The following is a 14,446-nucleotide window of genomic DNA, read 5'->3' on the forward strand; positions in this document are numbered from 1 at the left end:
GCACGACGCCGGGCCGCCATTGACCGGGCGCTGGCCGAGGGCCGAGGCCCGGTAGCGGGTGACAAGCCGCGGGGGCGCGGGTACGGTCGCGCCATGATCGCTCCCGCGCCGTCGTCGTCGTCGTCCTCCTCCGGGATCGTGCCGCCCACCGTCGGCCCCGAGGTGCTGCAGGTCCACGCGCCCGCCGACGGCGCGCTGCTGGGCGAGGTGCCGGTCGTCTCGGCCGCCGGCGTCACCGCCGCGGTCGGTCGGGCCCGGTCGGCGGCCGCGTCCTGGGGCGCGCTCACCTACGCCGAGCGCGAGGTCGAGCTGGTGCGCTGGCGCCGGGCGCTGGCCGACGCCGCCGACGAGCTGGCCGAGCTGATCCACCGCGAGAACGGCAAGCCCCGGCTCGACGCGCTGGTCGAGGTGATGATGGCGCTGTCGCACCTCGACCACGCGGCCAAGCGCGCGGCCAAGGCGCTGGCGCCCGAGAAGGTCGGCACCGGCATCCTCGCCAACTTCCGCGCGACCGTCACCTATCACCCGCTGGGCGTGGTCGGCGTCATCGGCCCATGGAACTACCCGATCTTCACGCCGATGGGCTCGATCGCCTACGCGCTCGCGGCCGGCAACGCGGTCGTGTTCAAGCCCAGCGAGCTGACGCCGCTGGCCGGCGTGAAGTTCGTCGAGCTGGCCGCGAAGGCGCTGTCGGTGCCCGACGTGCTGCAGATCGTCACCGGCGCGGGCGCCACCGGCGCGGCCCTGTGCAAGGCCGGGGTCGACAAGCTCGCGTTCACCGGCTCGACCGGGACCGGCAAGAAGGTGATGGCGGCGTGCGCCGAGACGCTGACGCCGGTGCTGATGGAGCTGGGCGGCAAGGATCCGATGATCGTCGCCGACGACGCCGACGTCGACGCCGCCGCCGAGGCCGCGGTGTTCGGCGCGCTGACCAACACCGGCCAGGCCTGCATCTCGATCGAGCGCATCTACGTCGCGGCCCCGATCTACGACCGCTTCGTCGACAAGGTCGTGACCGAGGTCGGCAAGGTCAAGGTCGGCGGCGACGACGGCCACGTCGGCGCGATGACCTCGGCCGCCCAGGTCGCGATCGTCCGGGCCCACCTCGAGGACGCGGCCCGCCGCGGCGCCAAGGTCCTGACCGGCGGCGCCGACGCGATCGTCGGCAACTTCATCCAGCCGACGGTGCTGACCGACGTCACCGACGAGATGCTGGTGATCACCGAGGAGACGTTCGGGCCGGTCATCCCGATCATCAAGGTCGCGACCACCGAGGAGGCGCTCCGGCGCGCCAACGCCAGCCGGTTCGGGCTGGGCTCGTCGGTGTTCGGCAAGCGCGGCCGCGAGCTGGCCGATCGCCTGAAGGCCGGCATGACCGCGGTCAACTCGGTGATGGCGTTCTCGGCGATCACGTCCTTGCCGTTCGGCGGCGTCGGCGACTCCGGCTTCGGCCGCATCCACGGCGACCAGGGCATCCGCGAGTTCGCGCGCACCAAGGCCACCGCCGAGCAGACCTTCGCGCTGCCGATGAACCTGATGTCGTTCAAGCTGCCCGCCAACACCTACGACCGCGTGCGCGGGATGATCAAGCAGCTCTACGGCGCCGGCGCCGTGGCCAAGGTCAAGGACGCCCTCGGCCGCCTGCTCTGAGCTCCAGCGGGTTGGTCGCCGAACCCTCCCCCATCGGGGGCAAGCCCCGATGAGGACCCCCACCCAGGACCACCCAGGACGCGAAACTCCCGGCGCATCGACCGGTGCTCGACCGAAAGACTTACAAGCTCTGCTCTGAGCGCCCACCCCGAACCCGCGCGAGCGCCCCATGTCGTCGAAGCCTGAGCCCACCCCCTCGTCCGTCACCCTGGCGCCGCGGCCTGCCGACGACGGCGACACCCTCGCCGCGCTGACCGCGGCCGCGGCGGCCGACGACGCCGTCGCGCGCGGCCTCGAGCGCTCGCAGACCGGGCGGGCGCTGACCTTGCGCGACGCGCTGGTCGGGCACGCCCGCGGCGACCGCGACGGCGACGTCATCGCGAGCGTGCGCGCGCTGCTCGAGGGCGCGTCGCCCGACGAGCGCAAGGCGCTCAAGAAGCTCCTGTGGGCGCCGTCCGACGACGGGCCCGGCGACACCAACCCCGACCGCGAGCTGTCGCGGCGGTGGCGCGACGGCGGCTATCCGTACAAGAACCTGATGTCGCGGAAGGCCTACGAGCAGCAGAAGTACTACCTGCAGGTCGAGCTGCTCAAGCTGCAGGCGTGGGTCAAGCAGACCGGGGAGCGGGTGGTGATCCTGTTCGAGGGCCGCGACGCCGCCGGCAAGGGCGGCGCGATCAAGCGCTTCATGGAGCACCTGAACCCGCGCGGCGCGCGCGTGGTCGCGCTCGAGAAGCCCTCGGACGCCGAGCGCGGCCAGTGGTACTTCCAGCGCTACGTCGAGCACCTGCCGACGGCCGGCGAGATCGTGCTGTTCGATCGCAGCTGGTACAACCGCGCGGGCGTCGAGCACGTCATGGGCTTCTGCAGCGACGCCGAGTACGACGAGTTCCTGCGCCAGACGCCGGAGTTCGAGCGGCAGCTGGTGCGCAGCGGCATCCGCCTGTTCAAGTTCTGGTTCTCGGTCAGCCGCGCCGAGCAGCGCCGGCGCTTCAAGGAGCGGAAGATGCACCCGCTCAAGCAGTGGAAGCTGAGCCCGATCGATCTGGCCTCGCTCGACAAGTGGCGCGAGTACACCGAGGCCAAGGAGGCCATCTTCCTGCACACCGACACCTCGGACGCGCCGTGGATGGTGATCAAGAGCGACTGCAAGAAGCGCGCGCGCCTCAACGCGCTGCGGTTCGTGCTGCAGCGGTTCCGCTACGACAACCGCGACACCGGCAACATCGGCTCGCTCGATCCGCTGATCGTCGGTCGGCCCGGTCTGGCGTCGACGTTCGATGATCAGCTGGCGATCGGCACCGATCGTCAGGACTGAGCCCGTCGGTCGCGCGCGCGTGTGCTAGACGACGACGGTGCCGTTCACGCCCGCTGTCTCCTCCGCCGCGACCACAGGTCGCCTGTTCGTGATCGCCGGGGCCGGGCTGTGCGTGGTCACCGACCCGCAGGTCGCGGTGCCGATCGGCCCGCCCGACGGCGCGCTGCACCTCGGCGACCTCGACGGCGCGGCGTGCTTCGCGCGGCTCGTCGAGGACGGCGGGCCGCCGCCCGGGACCGAGGTGATGCCGCTGCGGCAGCTGTTCGGGGTCCTGACCGACGACGAGTTCGCGGTCGCCGGCCGGGCCCTGGGCCTGACCGCGTGGGATCGCGATCACCGTCACTGCGGCCGGTGCGGCGCCGCGACCGCGCGCTCGGACCGCGAGCGCGTGCGCACCTGCGGCGCCTGCGGGCTGGCGGCGTACCCGCGGCTGTCGCCCGCGGTGATCGTGCTGGTCGAGCGCGACGGCCGGTGCCTGCTGGCCCGCAACGCCCGCACCCGGATGCCGTTCTTCTCGACGCTGGCCGGCTTCGTCGAGGTCGGCGAGACGCTCGAGGAGTGCGTCGCCCGGGAGATCCACGAGGAGGCCGGGCTCGAGCTGACCGACGTCCGCTACTTCGGCAGCCAGCCGTGGCCGTTCACCGGGTCGCTGATGGTCGGCTTCACCGCGCGCTGGGCCAGCGGCGAGATCGTCGAGGATCCGACCGAGATCGCCGACGCCGGCTGGTTCGCGCCCGACGCGCTGCCGGTGGTGCCGCCGCCGCTGTCGATCGCCCGGGCGCTGATCGATGACTTCGTGCGTCGCCACGGCGGGCGGCTGATCTCGCTCGCCGAGGGTCACCGCGCACCGGTCTCGTGGTGAGCGCCGGCGCTGCGCACGAGCCTGGGTCAGGCCAGCCCGACGTAGAGCTGCTGGACGTCGTCGTCCTCGTCGACCTCGTGCAGCCAGGCCTCGACCTCGGCCCGGGCGGCGTCATCGAGCGTGACCGGGTTCTTGGCCTTCCAGCCCAGCACCGCGGAGGTCACGGTCCAGCCGGCCGCGGTCAGCGCCTTGGTCACCGCGTCGACGTCGGCCGGCTCGGTGAAGAACCGAGTGGCGCCGTCGTCGGCGGGCTCGAGGTCCTGGGCCCCGGCCTCGATCGCGGCGACCTCGGGGTCGGCGTCGGGCGGCGGCGTCGCCTCGATCATGCCGAGGTGGCTGAAGTCCCAGCTGACCGAGCCGGTCGTGCCGAGCTGGCCCTTCTTGAAGTGGAACCGCATGTTCGGCGTCGTGCGGTTCTTGTTGTCGGTCAGGCACTCGACGATCACCGGCACCCGGTGCGGGCCGAAGCCCTCGAACACGACCGTGTCGTAGCTGACCTGCTCGTCGAGCAGGCCCGCGCCCTTCTTGATCGCGCGCTCGAGCGTGTCGCGCGGCAGCGACGCCTTCTTGGCCGCGTCGACCGCGATCCGCAGCTTGGCGTTCAAGGTCGGATCGGCGCCGCCCTTGGCGGCCATGATGATCGCCTTGGCGAGCTTGCTGAAGATCTTGCCCTTGGCCGAGGCCGACTCTTGCTTGCCCTTGTGCTTCCACTGCGCGCCCATGGCTCGTGCCTACCACGGCCGGGCGGCGGGCCGGGCCGGACGCTGGTCGATCTCGCGCCGTGGGGCCGCGCGCACCGATCGCGCCGAGCATGTACGATGGCCGGGTCGATGTGCACCGGTCGGCGCGCGCTCCTCGCGATCCTCTTGCTCGGCGCGCTGGCGGCGACGGGGTGCCACCGGCGCGAGCTGGGCGGCACGCTCGCCCGGATCGAGAAGGCGCACCAGCTCACCTACGGCGCCGACCTGCAGGGCGGCGAGCCGTACCTGTGGCTCGACGACGACGGCGCGCTGGTCGGCTTCGAGGTCGAGATCATGGACGCCGTGGCGCGGCGGCTCGGGGTCAAGGCCAAGATGCGCCACTTCAACTGGGTCAACCTGGTGCCGCTCTTGCGCCGCGGCGACTTCGACGTGGTCTGCAACGGCCTCGAGGCGGCGCCGGCGCGCGCGGCCGGCATCCTGCTGTCGCGCCCGTACTTCGTCTACGCCGAGACCCTCGCGGTCCGCACCGGCGCGCCGTACCGCGCGCTGGCCGATCTGCGCGGCAAGCGCGTCGCCACCCTCGACCAGACCTACGCGCTCGAGCTCCTGCGCGGCGCCGGGGTCGAGATCGGGCTGTACGAGGACAACCAGGTCATCTACGACGACCTCGCGCTGGGCCGGGTCGACGCGGTGCTGCTCGACAACGTCATCGCCGATCGCTACGGCTGCGATCACGCCGGCGTGACGTGCCTGCCCGACGACGTCGCCCGCGGCAGCTACGTGATCGGGATCCGCCGGCAGGACCCCGAGCTCAAGGTCGCGATCGACGGCGCGCTCGCGGCGATGGCCGCCGACGGCGAGCTCGAGCGGATCCTGCGCAAGGCCGGGCTGTGGGATCACCGCCAGACCGATCCGGCGCCGGCCGCCGCCGACGGCCCGCCGCCGCCGCGGCGCACCTTCGGCTGGGTCCAGCTGCGCCGGTTCGGCGCCGCGGCGCTGGTGACCTTGGGCCTGTCGGTCGCGGCGTTCGCGCTGGCGGTGCCGCTGGGCCTGCTGCTGGCGATCGGCCGGGTCTACGGCGGCCGGGTCCTCGGCGCCGCCGCCCGGGTCTACATCGAGCTGTTCCGCGGCACGCCGGTGCTGCTCCAGCTCTACGTGATCTACTTCGCGCTGGCGCCGTACTACGCGATCGGCCCGATCACCGCCGCGATCCTCACGCTCGGGCTCAACTACGGCGCCTACGAGGCCGAGGTCTACCGCGGCGCGATCCTCGCGATCCCGCGCGGCCAGGCCGAGGCCGCCAAGGCGCTGGGGCTGTCGCCGATGGACAGCCTGCGCCACGTGATCGTGCCCCAGGCGCTGCGCCTGGCGCTGCCGCCGATGACCAACGACTTCGTGTCGCTGCTCAAGGACAGCTCGCTGGTCAGCGTGATCACGGTGATCGAGCTGACCAAGCAGATGACGATCTCGGCGGCCGAGCTGCAGGGCTGGCTCGTGCCGGGCCTGGCGTGCGCGGCGCTGTACCTGGCGCTGAGCGTGCCGCTGTCGGAGCTGGCCCGGCGGCTGGAGAGGAGGCTCGCGCGTGATCAGCGTGCGCACGCTCTGTAAGCGCCACGGCGACCGCGCGATCCTGGCCGACGTGACCGCCGACGTCGCGCGCGGCGAGATCGTCGCGATCGTCGGGCCGTCGGGGGGCGGCAAGTCGACGCTCTTGCGGTGCCTCAACCACCTCGAGCCGTTCGACGCCGGCGCGATCGAGATCGCCGGCTTCCGCCTGGCCCCGGGGCCGCGCGGCGCCGACGCCGCGACCTTGACCCGGCTGCGCACCAAGGTCGGGATGGTGTTCCAGCAGTGGAACCTGTTCCCGCACCTGACCGCGCTGGCCAACGTCACGCTCGGGCCGCGCGTGGTGCGGTCGATCGCCGCGGACGTGGCCGAGCGCGACGCCCGCGCGCTGCTGGCGCGGGTCGGGCTGGGCGATCGCGCCGGCGCGTACCCGCACGAGCTGTCGGGCGGCCAGCAGCAGCGGGTCGCGATCGCCCGGGCGCTGGCCCAGGCGCCCGAGGTGCTCCTGTTCGACGAGCCGACCAGTGCGCTCGATCCCGAGATGACCGACGAGGTGGTCGCGGTGATGCGCGATCTGGCCGGCGGCGGCATGACGATGCTGGTGGTCACCCACGAGATGCGGGTCGCGACCGAGCTGGCGACCCGGATCTGGGTGATCGATCGCGGCACGATCGTCGAGGACGGCCCGCCGGCGACGCTGGTGGCGTCGCCCCAGAGCCAGGTCGCGCGCGAGTACTTCGGCCGGCGCTGACCGTTCGGCTCGGTCGGTGGCATAGTGGAGCCATGTCCACGGTCGATGCGGCCGCGCCGTCGAGGTCCTGGTGAGCGAGTCCCTGTACCAGATCCTGGGCGTGGCCAAGGACGCCTCGGTCGACGCGGTCCGCGCGGCCTACCGCGTGCTGGCGCGCAAGCACCACCCCGACGTCAACCCCGGCGACGCCAAGGCCGAGGCCCGGTTCAAGCAGGTCGCGGCCGCCTACGAGGTGCTGTCGGACCCGAAGAAGCGCGCCGCCTACGACGAGTTCGGCGAGGCCTCGCTCGCGGGCGGGTTCGACCCCGACAAGGCCCGCGAGTACACGCGCTGGCAGCGCGCGCGGCAGCAGCGGGCCGCGCAGTTCGAGCCGGGGCCGCGCGAGTTCGATTTCGGCGAGATGTTCGGGCGCGGGCGCCCGCGCGGGCCGCGCCGGGGCGCCGACGTCTACGCGACCGTGCCGATGGACCTGCGCCAGGCGATCGAGGGCGCCGAGATCGGCTTCGAGGTGCCGGGGCAGGGCACGGTCCGGGTGCGGGTGCCGCCCGGCGCCGACACCGGCTCGGTCATCCGCCTGGCCGGCAAGGGTTCGCCCGGGGAGCCCGGCGCGCCGGCGGGCGACCTGGTGATCGAGATGGTCGTGGCGCCGCACCCGCTGCTCCGCCGCGACGGGCTCGACCTGCACCTGACGCTGCCGGTGGATCTCGACGAGGCCTACAACGGCGGCACGGTCGAGGTGCCGACCTTCGACGGGCCGGTCATGCTGAAGGTGCCGCCGCGGTCGCAGTCGGGCGCGAAGCTGCGGCTGCGCGGCAAGGGCGTGCCGCGCAAGGGCGCGCGCGGCGATCTGATCGTCGAGCTGGCCGTGCGGCTGCCCGACCAGGTCGACGACGCGCTCGCCGAGGCGGCGCGCGTCGCCAAGGCCGCCTACGACCGGCCGGTCCGCCAGGGGCTGACGCTATGACCTCGCGATGCACCTACGCGGCCCTGGTCGAGGTGGTCGACGGCGACACCGAGCTGATCGCGCGCCTGGTCGAGGAGGGCGTGATCGTGGTGCGCGACGACGACCTGGCGATCGTCGACGTCGACGTCGTGCTGGTCGCGCGCACGCTGTGGCGCGATCTGGCGCTCGACTGGCCGGGGATCGCGGTGATCCTGCGCCTGCGCGAGCAGCTGGCCCGGGCCCAGGCCCGCGTCGCCGAGCTCGAGGACCAGCTGGCGGAGCGCTAGTACCTCGCCGCAGTGGATCTGACCGGTTGCGGGCGTCGAGGCGCGCCGAGCGCAAGGCGAACCGACGACGGGCTCCTCGCTGGAACTCGAGGAGGTTCAACGCAGCGATCGGCGATGGATCGGCGTCCTCAACCGGTCAAATTCATTGCGGCGAGGTACCAGGTCACTTCGCCGGCTTGCTGATCCGCCCCGAGACCCGCTCGGTCGGGGCGTCGCGGGTCGTGCTCGACGCCGCGGTCAGGCGCTGCAGCGCCGCGCTCGCCACCGCCGACCGGCGCCCGGCCGGCACCTTGACCAACACGGCGGCGATCGCCGCGATCGCGAGCTCCTCGTCCCGACTGTACATGGTCCCAGCCTACACCCGAGGCGGGCGCCTGCGGGCCATCACTCGCAGCCGGCGTCGCCGGGCGGGCACTGGATGCGGACGTGGAAGTGGTCGTCGTGGTAGCGCTCGTGCCGGACCAGGCCGGTGCCGCCCTTGCCGTCGGGGTACTGGAACAGGCGGTCGAGGTAGCTGGCGCTGACGCCGCGGCCCTTGGCCCACTCGTACAGCACGCCCTGGAGCTCGTAGTCGAGGAAGATCGCCGACACGCCGCCGCGGTCGTCGGCGGTGCGGGCGAACGACACCAGCAGGTCCCAGGTCGCGGGTAGGTCGAGGTTGGCCTTGGTCCCGGCGACGAACTGCGCCGGGTAGCCGGCCGGCACCCGCTTGAAGAAGAAGCCGACGTCGACGTCGCGGCCCGACTGGTGCGAGTGGTGCTCGGTGATCTTGCCGCCGCGCCGGGCCGACAGGTCGCCGATGGCCAGGGTGTGGAGCTTGCCGTGGTCGGCGCGGACGGCCTTGACCGAGTCGCGGACCAGATCGACCAGGCGCCGGGTGCCGTACGACCGCTCGGGCCGACGGATCAGGTAGCCCTTGCCGGCCGCGAGCCGGGCCGGGCGCTTGAGCGAGCCGCGCCACGGCTTGCCCACGCTCTGGCCGGTGACCGGCGCCACCTCGGTCGCGCGCGCGACCCGGACCGTGGGCGTGGCGGCGGGCCGGGCGGCGCGGGCCTTGCGTCCGCACACCGGCACCGCCAGGGTCTGTCCGCTCTGGATGCGGGTCGAGCGCAGCCGGTTCTGCTGCTGCACCGCCTCGACCGAGCAGTCGTAGCGGCGGGCGATCGCGCCGAGCGTGTCGCCGGGCGCGACCTTGACGTGCGCCGCGATCTCGGCGCGCGCGGGCGTGGCGGTGAGCGCGGCCGCGAGCGCGAGCGCGGCGATGACGAGCTGATGACGCACGAGGCCTCCCTGGACCGACGATCGTGACCCGGCGCTGCCGCCCGGGCCAAGTTTATTTCGCGGTCGCGGCGCAGCGCGCGCGGATCTTCGCCAGCGCCGGCGCGAGGTCGTCGTCGAGGGGCTTGGTGAAGTCGCCGCCGCCGACCGCGCGCGCGGCCTTGATCATCGGGCGCGCGCCACCGCAGGCCGCGACCACGTCACCGAACTTGGCGTAGCTCGCCTGGTAGACCCGCAGCTCGATCAGGTTGGCGTTGTTGAGCGTCCGCCACATGCCCAGGTCGACCCGCAGCGCCTCGAGCAGGCGCGCCTTCTCGGCGAGCTTGGCGGCGCGCGGGCGATCGCTGGCGTAGAGCGCCTCGAGCGCCTTGAACGTCACCAGCTGGCGCGCGACCCGGGTCCGGCGCCAGTCCTGGACCTCGAGCCACAGCCGCTCCTCGTCGGAGCCGGGCCCGAACCGCGCGCCCAGCCACTCGACCGTGAGCGCGTCGCCGATGGCCTCGGCCAGGCCCTCGTTGAAGTACGGCTGGTCGGGGATGAACACGGTCGCGTGCACCGACTCGTGCAGGAGCACGTTCGCCAGCTCGGCGTAGGGCGCGACGTCGGCGTCGAGCATCGACGACACCACCGGATCGGGGAACCAGCCGCCGGTCGAGTAGGCCCCGGCCGGGCGCGCCATCGCGTCCCAGCCGGCCTGCTTCAGGCGCTCGCGGTGGGCGATGGCGTCGTCGCGATCGAACCAGCCCAGGCCGGTGAAGCAGCCGGCGATCGGGAAGCACCAGCGCGGCGACTGGAACGCCAGCGGCTTCGACGCGCCGACGAACCACACCGCCGCGCCCTCCGGCACGTCGACGTAGGTGCGGTAGTTCTTGCGGGTGTTGAGGCCGGCGTCGGCGCCGAACGCCTTGATGCCAGCGATCTCGGCCAGGCGCAGGCGGATCTCGACCGGGACCTCGGGGTCGTCGATCACGTCGTCGATCGGGCGCGCGCGCCGCAGCAGATCGAGCTGTCCGTGGACCGCCTGCCCGAGGTAGGCCGGCATCTCGCAGGCGGCCAGCGCGGTCAGCGCCAGCGTCGCCGCGGCCGCCCGGGCGGCGCGGCTCACGCGACCGCCGCGGCGATCGCCGCCGCCAGGGCCGCGCCGTCGTCGAGCGTGCCGGTCTTCCAGCCGATCCCGAGGCCGCCGCCGCCGCTGGCGTCGTCGAAGCGCGGGATGATGTGGAAGTGGACGTGGAACACGGCCTGGTGCGCCAGCGGGCCATTGTTCTGCAGCACGTTGAACGCGGTCGCGCCCGACGCCCGCAGCACCGCCCGGGCGATGCGCGGCAGCACCCGCCCGACCGCCGCGGCGGCGTCGTCGGACAGCTGGTCGAGCGTCGCGGCCGGCTCCTTGGGGATGACCAGCGTGTGGCCCCGGGCCAGCGGGAAGATGTCGAGGAACGCCAGCACGTGCGCGTCCTCGTAGACGCGGTGGCACGGAATCTCACCGCGCAAGATCCGGGCGAAGATCGTCTCGCTCATCGACGCGATGGTGCCCCCACGCGCCCGCGAACGCAAAGCGCCCGCGTCAGTCCTCGACGACGCCGCGCGCGCGCTCGCCCGCGCCGGTGGTCCACGGCCCGGCCGCCACCGCCGCGCTGGCGACGCCCGCGGCGACGGGCCGGCGCTGACGCGAGGTCGACGCCGGGGCATGGCCCGGCTCGCTGGGTCACGGATCGAAGCGGTAGCCGGAGCCGCGGATCGTCACGAAGTGGCGCGGGCGCTCGGGGTCGATCTCGAGGCGCTTGCGCAGCTGGCCGACGAAGTTGTCGATCGTGCGCGGGGTGCCGGCGGTCTGGCCCCAGACCGACGCGAGCAGGTGCTGGCGCGACGCCGCCTGGGTCGGGTGGCGGACGAAGAACAGGAGCAGCTCGAACTCGAGGTGGGTCAGCTTGACCACCTCGCCGGCGCGGACGACGGTGCGCTGCTGCGGATCGACGACGACGTCGGCGAACCGGATCGTCGACGCCGGCTGCCCGGGCGCGGCCACCGGGGGCGGGACCGCCTGCGCCCGCCGCAGCACGGCGTCGACCCGGGCCAGGAGCTCGGCCAGCGCGAACGGCTTGGTGACGTAGTCGTCGGCGCCGAGCCGCAGGGCCGCGACCTTGTCGTACTCGCCGTCGCGGGCCGACAGCACGATCACCGGCACGAAGTTGTCGGCGCCGCGCAGGGCCGCCAGCACGTCGAGGCCGTTCTTGCGCGGCAGGTTGATGTCGAGCAGCACCAGGTCGAAGGCCTGCTCGGCGATCGCCTCGAGCGCGACCTCGCCGTCGCCGGCGACGGTGGCGTGGTGGCCCGCCAGGCGCAGGTTGAGCGACAGGCCGGTGGCGATGGCCTCGTCGTCCTCGACCACCAGGATCTCGCGGCCGGACACGTCGGGCTTCATCGGGGCTCCGTGGCGATGGCCAGCGCGGACGCGGCGGCCGGGACCGGCGCGCGCCGCGGCAGCACCAGCCGGAACGTCGAGCCGCGGCCGGGCTCGGACATGACCTCGATCTTGCCCTTGTGGGCCCGGACGATCGCCTTGACGATCGCCAGCCCGAGCCCGACGCCGGGCGCCTGCTGCTCGAGCGCCGCCTTGCCGCGGACGAAGCCGTCGAACAGCTCGGTGCGCTCGGCGGGATCGATGCCGATGCCGTTGTCGGTGACGTCGAGCTCGACCCGCCGGCCGCTGGCGCGCGCGACCACCCGGATCTGCTTGTCGTCGCCGCTGTACTTCCAGGCGTTGACCAGCAGGTTGACCAGCGCCCGCACCAGGGTCTCGCGATCGCCGTGGATGATCGCGCCGTCCTCGAGGTCGAGGGCGATCGGCGTCGGCTTGGTGGCGGTGACGGCGTCGAACGCGGCGACCGCCTCGGTGACCAGCTCGGTGACCGGCACCGACGCCATCGTGAAGGCGTGGCGGCCCGACTGGATCCGCGACAGATCGAGCGTGCGGACCAGCAGGCTGTCGAGCCGCTTGACCTCGCGCGCGAGCAGGCGCGCGACCTGCGTGCGCTCGGCCTCGGTGAGCTTGCCCTCGGCCAGCGGCTCGAGCAGGAGGCGGATCGAGGTCAGCGGCGTGCGCAGCTCGTGCGAGACCGACGAGAAGAAGTCGTTCTGGACCCGGGCCAGCGACGCGCCCTTGCCGACGAAGATCGACACCAGGATGTAGCCGGTGACCGCGGTCATGCAGAACACCAGCACCAGCACGCCGGTGAAGATCGACACCGACGAGCTGCCGATGGCCAGCAGGACGACGCCCAGCGCCGAGATCAGGATCGTCGGCACCAGCACGACCAGCATCAGGATCAGCTGGGCCCGGCGGAGCTGGATGATGGCCGGCGGGAAGCGCACTTGCGCGCACTATGCCACGCGCGCCGTGTAAGGTGCGCTGTGGCCGTCTGTCGCCCCGGCACGATCGCGATCGCGGTGGTCGGGGCGTGCGCGGCGCCGCCGGCCGCGCCGAGCGGGGTGCCCGTGACCGTGGTCGACGGCTACGACTGGTCGCTGCCGCCCGGGCTCGGCCCGGTGCGCGCCGGCGGCTTCTACGGCGATCAGCTCGCGCCCGAGCTCGGCGTCGACGTGCGCGTGCTCGATCTGACCTGGCGCCAGCTCGAGCCGACCGAGGGGGCGCTGCGGCGCGACACCTACGGCCAGGCCCAGGGCCTCGACTTCTCGTCCTGGGACGACCAGCGCGCGGACGGCGGCCGCTACTGGCTGCGCCTGTGGCTGACCGGGGTCGACTGGGCCCCGGCCTGGCTGCCGGCCGCGTGCGGCGTGGCGCCGATCCCGGGCGTCGACGACGACGGCCAGGCCCACCTGCCGCTGTGGGATCCGTGCGTGTGGGGCAAGGCCCGGGCGCTCTACGCGCGCGTGCTGGGCGACGCCGGCGTGGCCGCGGATCCCGACCTGGTGCTGGCCTACGTGCCGGGCGGGTTCACCTGGTCGGACTTCGACTTCGGGCCGATCGAGCGCGCGGTCGACGCGGGCCTGGCGCCCGAGGTCGTGGCGGCGTGGACCCGCACGATGGCCGCCGACCTCGCGGCCATCGCCGGGGCCGACGTCGGCAAGCTCACCTACACCGGCGAGGATTATCCGTCCGAGCGGCTGGGGGCCGTCGACGACCTCCTGGCCGCGGGCGTCGTCGCCGCCGGGCTCGGCGTCCGCAGCGCGCGCACCGAGCTGGCCAACTACCACCTCGCCGCCGCGCCGGCCTGGGGCGCGCGGATCGCCGCGGACGGCCACGTCGTCGTCGACGCGGCCGCCACCGCCGGCCGGGTCCGCGCGGTCGAGCACGAGTGCTACGACGCCTGCGGCTTCGCCGTGGCCGACCGCGACGAGCTCGAGTACGCGATCCGCACGTCGAACTGGAAGGCGCTGGCCCTGGGCGCGCAGTGGATGTACGTGGCGCCGGTCGACAGCCACCTCGAGGACTACGCCGGGCACTGGCGCTGGGTCCGGGCCGAGCTGGGGCGGACCGCGGCCGACGCCTTCGACGGCTGGGTGGTGCTGCGCGAGGCCGAGGACCGCGCCTGGGCCGACGACGCCACCGTCACCTGGGCGCGGCGGCCGTGGGTGGTCAACCTCGAGCGGTTCGTGGTCCAGCGCGAGGTCGCCCCCGACGGCGTCAGCGCCCGCGGCACCGAGCTACGGCGCGGCGTGCTCGACGCGCGCGACGGCACCGCCTACGAGGGCCGCCGCACCACCGCCGCGACCGGCGGGCGGGCGCTCTACTTCGCGGTCGATCGGCGCTGGCTGGCCGGCGACCGCGCGGTCGAGGTCCAGGTGACGTTCCTCGACGACGGCTGCGGCGGCTGGACGCTGCGCTACGCCACCGCCGCCGGCGTCGGCGAGGCGCCGGTGGTCGCGTGCGGCGACACCGGCGTCGTCCGCACCGCCCGGATCCGCCTGCCGCGGGCGCGGTTCGCCGGCCTCCTGCCCGGCGCCACCGACCTCGCGGTCGTGCGCGCCGGCGACGCCGACGTCGAGGTCCGCTACCTGCGCGTCGTCCGCGAGTGAGCGCTCACCTGGGCGATCGCGATCGGCACAGCCGTGTGCGCGCGGTCGAG

The 14,446-nt window shown here is 73.7% G+C and carries 15 protein-coding genes; 8 read left to right on the top strand and 7 right to left on the bottom strand.

Annotated elements, in window-relative coordinates:
* Positions 1-93 precede the first annotated feature (93 nt).
* From IPL61_22165 to nudC, 3 genes are all read left to right on the top strand, one after another.
* A complete protein-coding gene (locus IPL61_22165; GenBank protein ID MBK9033937.1) occupies positions 94-1,650 on the top strand; it encodes an aldehyde dehydrogenase family protein in 1,557 nt (518 codons plus the stop codon).
* Positions 1,651-1,819: 169 nt separating this feature from the next.
* Positions 1,820-2,968, top strand: a complete 1,149-nt coding sequence (ppk2, locus tag IPL61_22170; GenBank protein MBK9033938.1) for a polyphosphate kinase 2 — start codon at positions 1,820-1,822, stop codon at positions 2,966-2,968.
* Between the two features lie 37 nt (positions 2,969-3,005).
* Positions 3,006-3,830 carry an NAD(+) diphosphatase gene (gene nudC, locus IPL61_22175; protein ID MBK9033939.1) on the top strand — a complete coding sequence of 275 codons (825 nt, stop codon included), beginning with the start codon at positions 3,006-3,008 and terminating at the stop codon, positions 3,828-3,830.
* Between the two features lie 26 nt (positions 3,831-3,856).
* On the opposite strand, the gene IPL61_22180 is transcribed toward nudC, so the two are convergent.
* Positions 3,857-4,552 (bottom strand): YebC/PmpR family DNA-binding transcriptional regulator, encoded by a 696-nt coding sequence (locus IPL61_22180; protein ID MBK9033940.1) that lies wholly within the window; start codon positions 4,550-4,552, stop codon positions 3,857-3,859.
* A 108-nt stretch (positions 4,553-4,660) separates the two neighbouring features.
* On the opposite strand from IPL61_22180, the gene IPL61_22185 reads away from it, so the two are divergent.
* The 4 genes from IPL61_22185 (at position 4,661) to IPL61_22200 (ending at position 8,078) form a co-directional block, all read left to right on the top strand.
* Positions 4,661-6,139: an ABC transporter permease subunit gene (locus tag IPL61_22185; protein ID MBK9033941.1), complete on the top strand. Its 1,479-nt coding sequence runs from the start codon at positions 4,661-4,663 to the stop codon at positions 6,137-6,139.
* Positions 6,114-6,848 (top strand): amino acid ABC transporter ATP-binding protein, encoded by a 735-nt coding sequence (locus tag IPL61_22190; GenBank protein MBK9033942.1) that lies wholly within the window; start codon positions 6,114-6,116, stop codon positions 6,846-6,848. The genes IPL61_22185 and IPL61_22190 overlap by 26 nt, the downstream gene beginning before the upstream one ends.
* Before the next feature lie 67 nt (positions 6,849-6,915).
* The gene (locus IPL61_22195; protein MBK9033943.1) at positions 6,916-7,812 is read left to right on the top strand and encodes a J domain-containing protein; all 897 of its coding nucleotides are present in this window, start codon (positions 6,916-6,918) and stop codon (positions 7,810-7,812) included.
* Positions 7,809-8,078, top strand: coding sequence for a hypothetical protein (locus IPL61_22200; GenBank protein ID MBK9033944.1), 270 nt, complete (start codon positions 7,809-7,811; stop codon positions 8,076-8,078). Before IPL61_22195 ends, IPL61_22200 begins: the two co-directional genes overlap by 4 nt.
* A 163-nt stretch (positions 8,079-8,241) precedes the next feature.
* Here IPL61_22200 and IPL61_22205 read toward each other — a convergent pair whose 3' ends face one another.
* The 6 genes from IPL61_22205 to IPL61_22230 all read right to left on the bottom strand — a co-directional run bounded on the left by IPL61_22205 (position 8,242) and on the right by IPL61_22230 (position 12,731).
* Positions 8,242-8,424, bottom strand: coding sequence for a hypothetical protein (locus IPL61_22205; GenBank protein MBK9033945.1), 183 nt, complete (start codon positions 8,422-8,424; stop codon positions 8,242-8,244).
* A 38-nt stretch (positions 8,425-8,462) separates the two neighbouring features.
* Positions 8,463-9,359 (bottom strand): penicillin-insensitive murein endopeptidase, encoded by an 897-nt coding sequence (locus IPL61_22210; GenBank protein ID MBK9033946.1) that lies wholly within the window; start codon positions 9,357-9,359, stop codon positions 8,463-8,465.
* A gap of 52 nt (positions 9,360-9,411) precedes the next feature.
* A complete protein-coding gene (locus IPL61_22215) occupies positions 9,412-10,461 on the bottom strand; it encodes an aminopeptidase (protein MBK9033947.1) in 1,050 nt (349 codons plus the stop codon).
* Positions 10,458-10,877, bottom strand: coding sequence for an HIT family protein (locus IPL61_22220; protein MBK9033948.1), 420 nt, complete (start codon positions 10,875-10,877; stop codon positions 10,458-10,460). The genes IPL61_22215 and IPL61_22220 overlap by 4 nt, the downstream gene beginning before the upstream one ends.
* Positions 10,878-11,064: 187 nt before the next feature.
* The gene (locus tag IPL61_22225; GenBank protein ID MBK9033949.1) at positions 11,065-11,781 is read right to left on the bottom strand and encodes a response regulator transcription factor; all 717 of its coding nucleotides are present in this window, start codon (positions 11,779-11,781) and stop codon (positions 11,065-11,067) included.
* On the bottom strand, positions 11,778-12,731 hold the full coding sequence (locus IPL61_22230; protein MBK9033950.1) for a two-component sensor histidine kinase: 954 nt from the start codon (positions 12,729-12,731) through the stop codon (positions 11,778-11,780). The genes IPL61_22225 and IPL61_22230 overlap by 4 nt, the downstream gene beginning before the upstream one ends.
* Positions 12,732-12,770: 39 nt before the next feature.
* Between IPL61_22230 and IPL61_22235 the strand changes: the two genes are divergently transcribed.
* The gene (locus IPL61_22235) at positions 12,771-14,396 is read left to right on the top strand and encodes a hypothetical protein (GenBank protein MBK9033951.1); all 1,626 of its coding nucleotides are present in this window, start codon (positions 12,771-12,773) and stop codon (positions 14,394-14,396) included.
* Positions 14,397-14,446 lie beyond the last annotated feature (50 nt).

Source organism: Myxococcales bacterium (genome assembly GCA_016717005.1).
GTDB lineage: Bacteria > Myxococcota_A > Polyangia > Haliangiales > Haliangiaceae > UBA2376.

Excerpts from the sequence above, each read along its gene's own strand:
- IPL61_22165 (MBK9033937.1), top strand. The coding sequence starts at position 94 with ATGATCGCTCCCGCGCCGTCGTCGTCGTCGTCCTCCTCCGGGATCGTG.
- ppk2 (MBK9033938.1), top strand. The coding sequence starts at position 1,820 with ATGTCGTCGAAGCCTGAGCCCACCCCCTCGTCCGTCACCCTGGCGCCG.
- IPL61_22180 (MBK9033940.1), bottom strand. The coding sequence starts at position 4,552 with ATGGGCGCGCAGTGGAAGCACAAGGGCAAGCAAGAGTCGGCCTCGGCC.
- IPL61_22185 (MBK9033941.1), top strand. The coding sequence starts at position 4,661 with ATGTGCACCGGTCGGCGCGCGCTCCTCGCGATCCTCTTGCTCGGCGCG.
- IPL61_22200 (MBK9033944.1), top strand. The coding sequence starts at position 7,809 with ATGACCTCGCGATGCACCTACGCGGCCCTGGTCGAGGTGGTCGACGGC.
- IPL61_22205 (MBK9033945.1), bottom strand. The coding sequence starts at position 8,424 with ATGTACAGTCGGGACGAGGAGCTCGCGATCGCGGCGATCGCCGCCGTG.
- IPL61_22220 (MBK9033948.1), bottom strand. The coding sequence starts at position 10,877 with ATGAGCGAGACGATCTTCGCCCGGATCTTGCGCGGTGAGATTCCGTGC.
- IPL61_22225 (MBK9033949.1), bottom strand. The coding sequence starts at position 11,781 with ATGAAGCCCGACGTGTCCGGCCGCGAGATCCTGGTGGTCGAGGACGAC.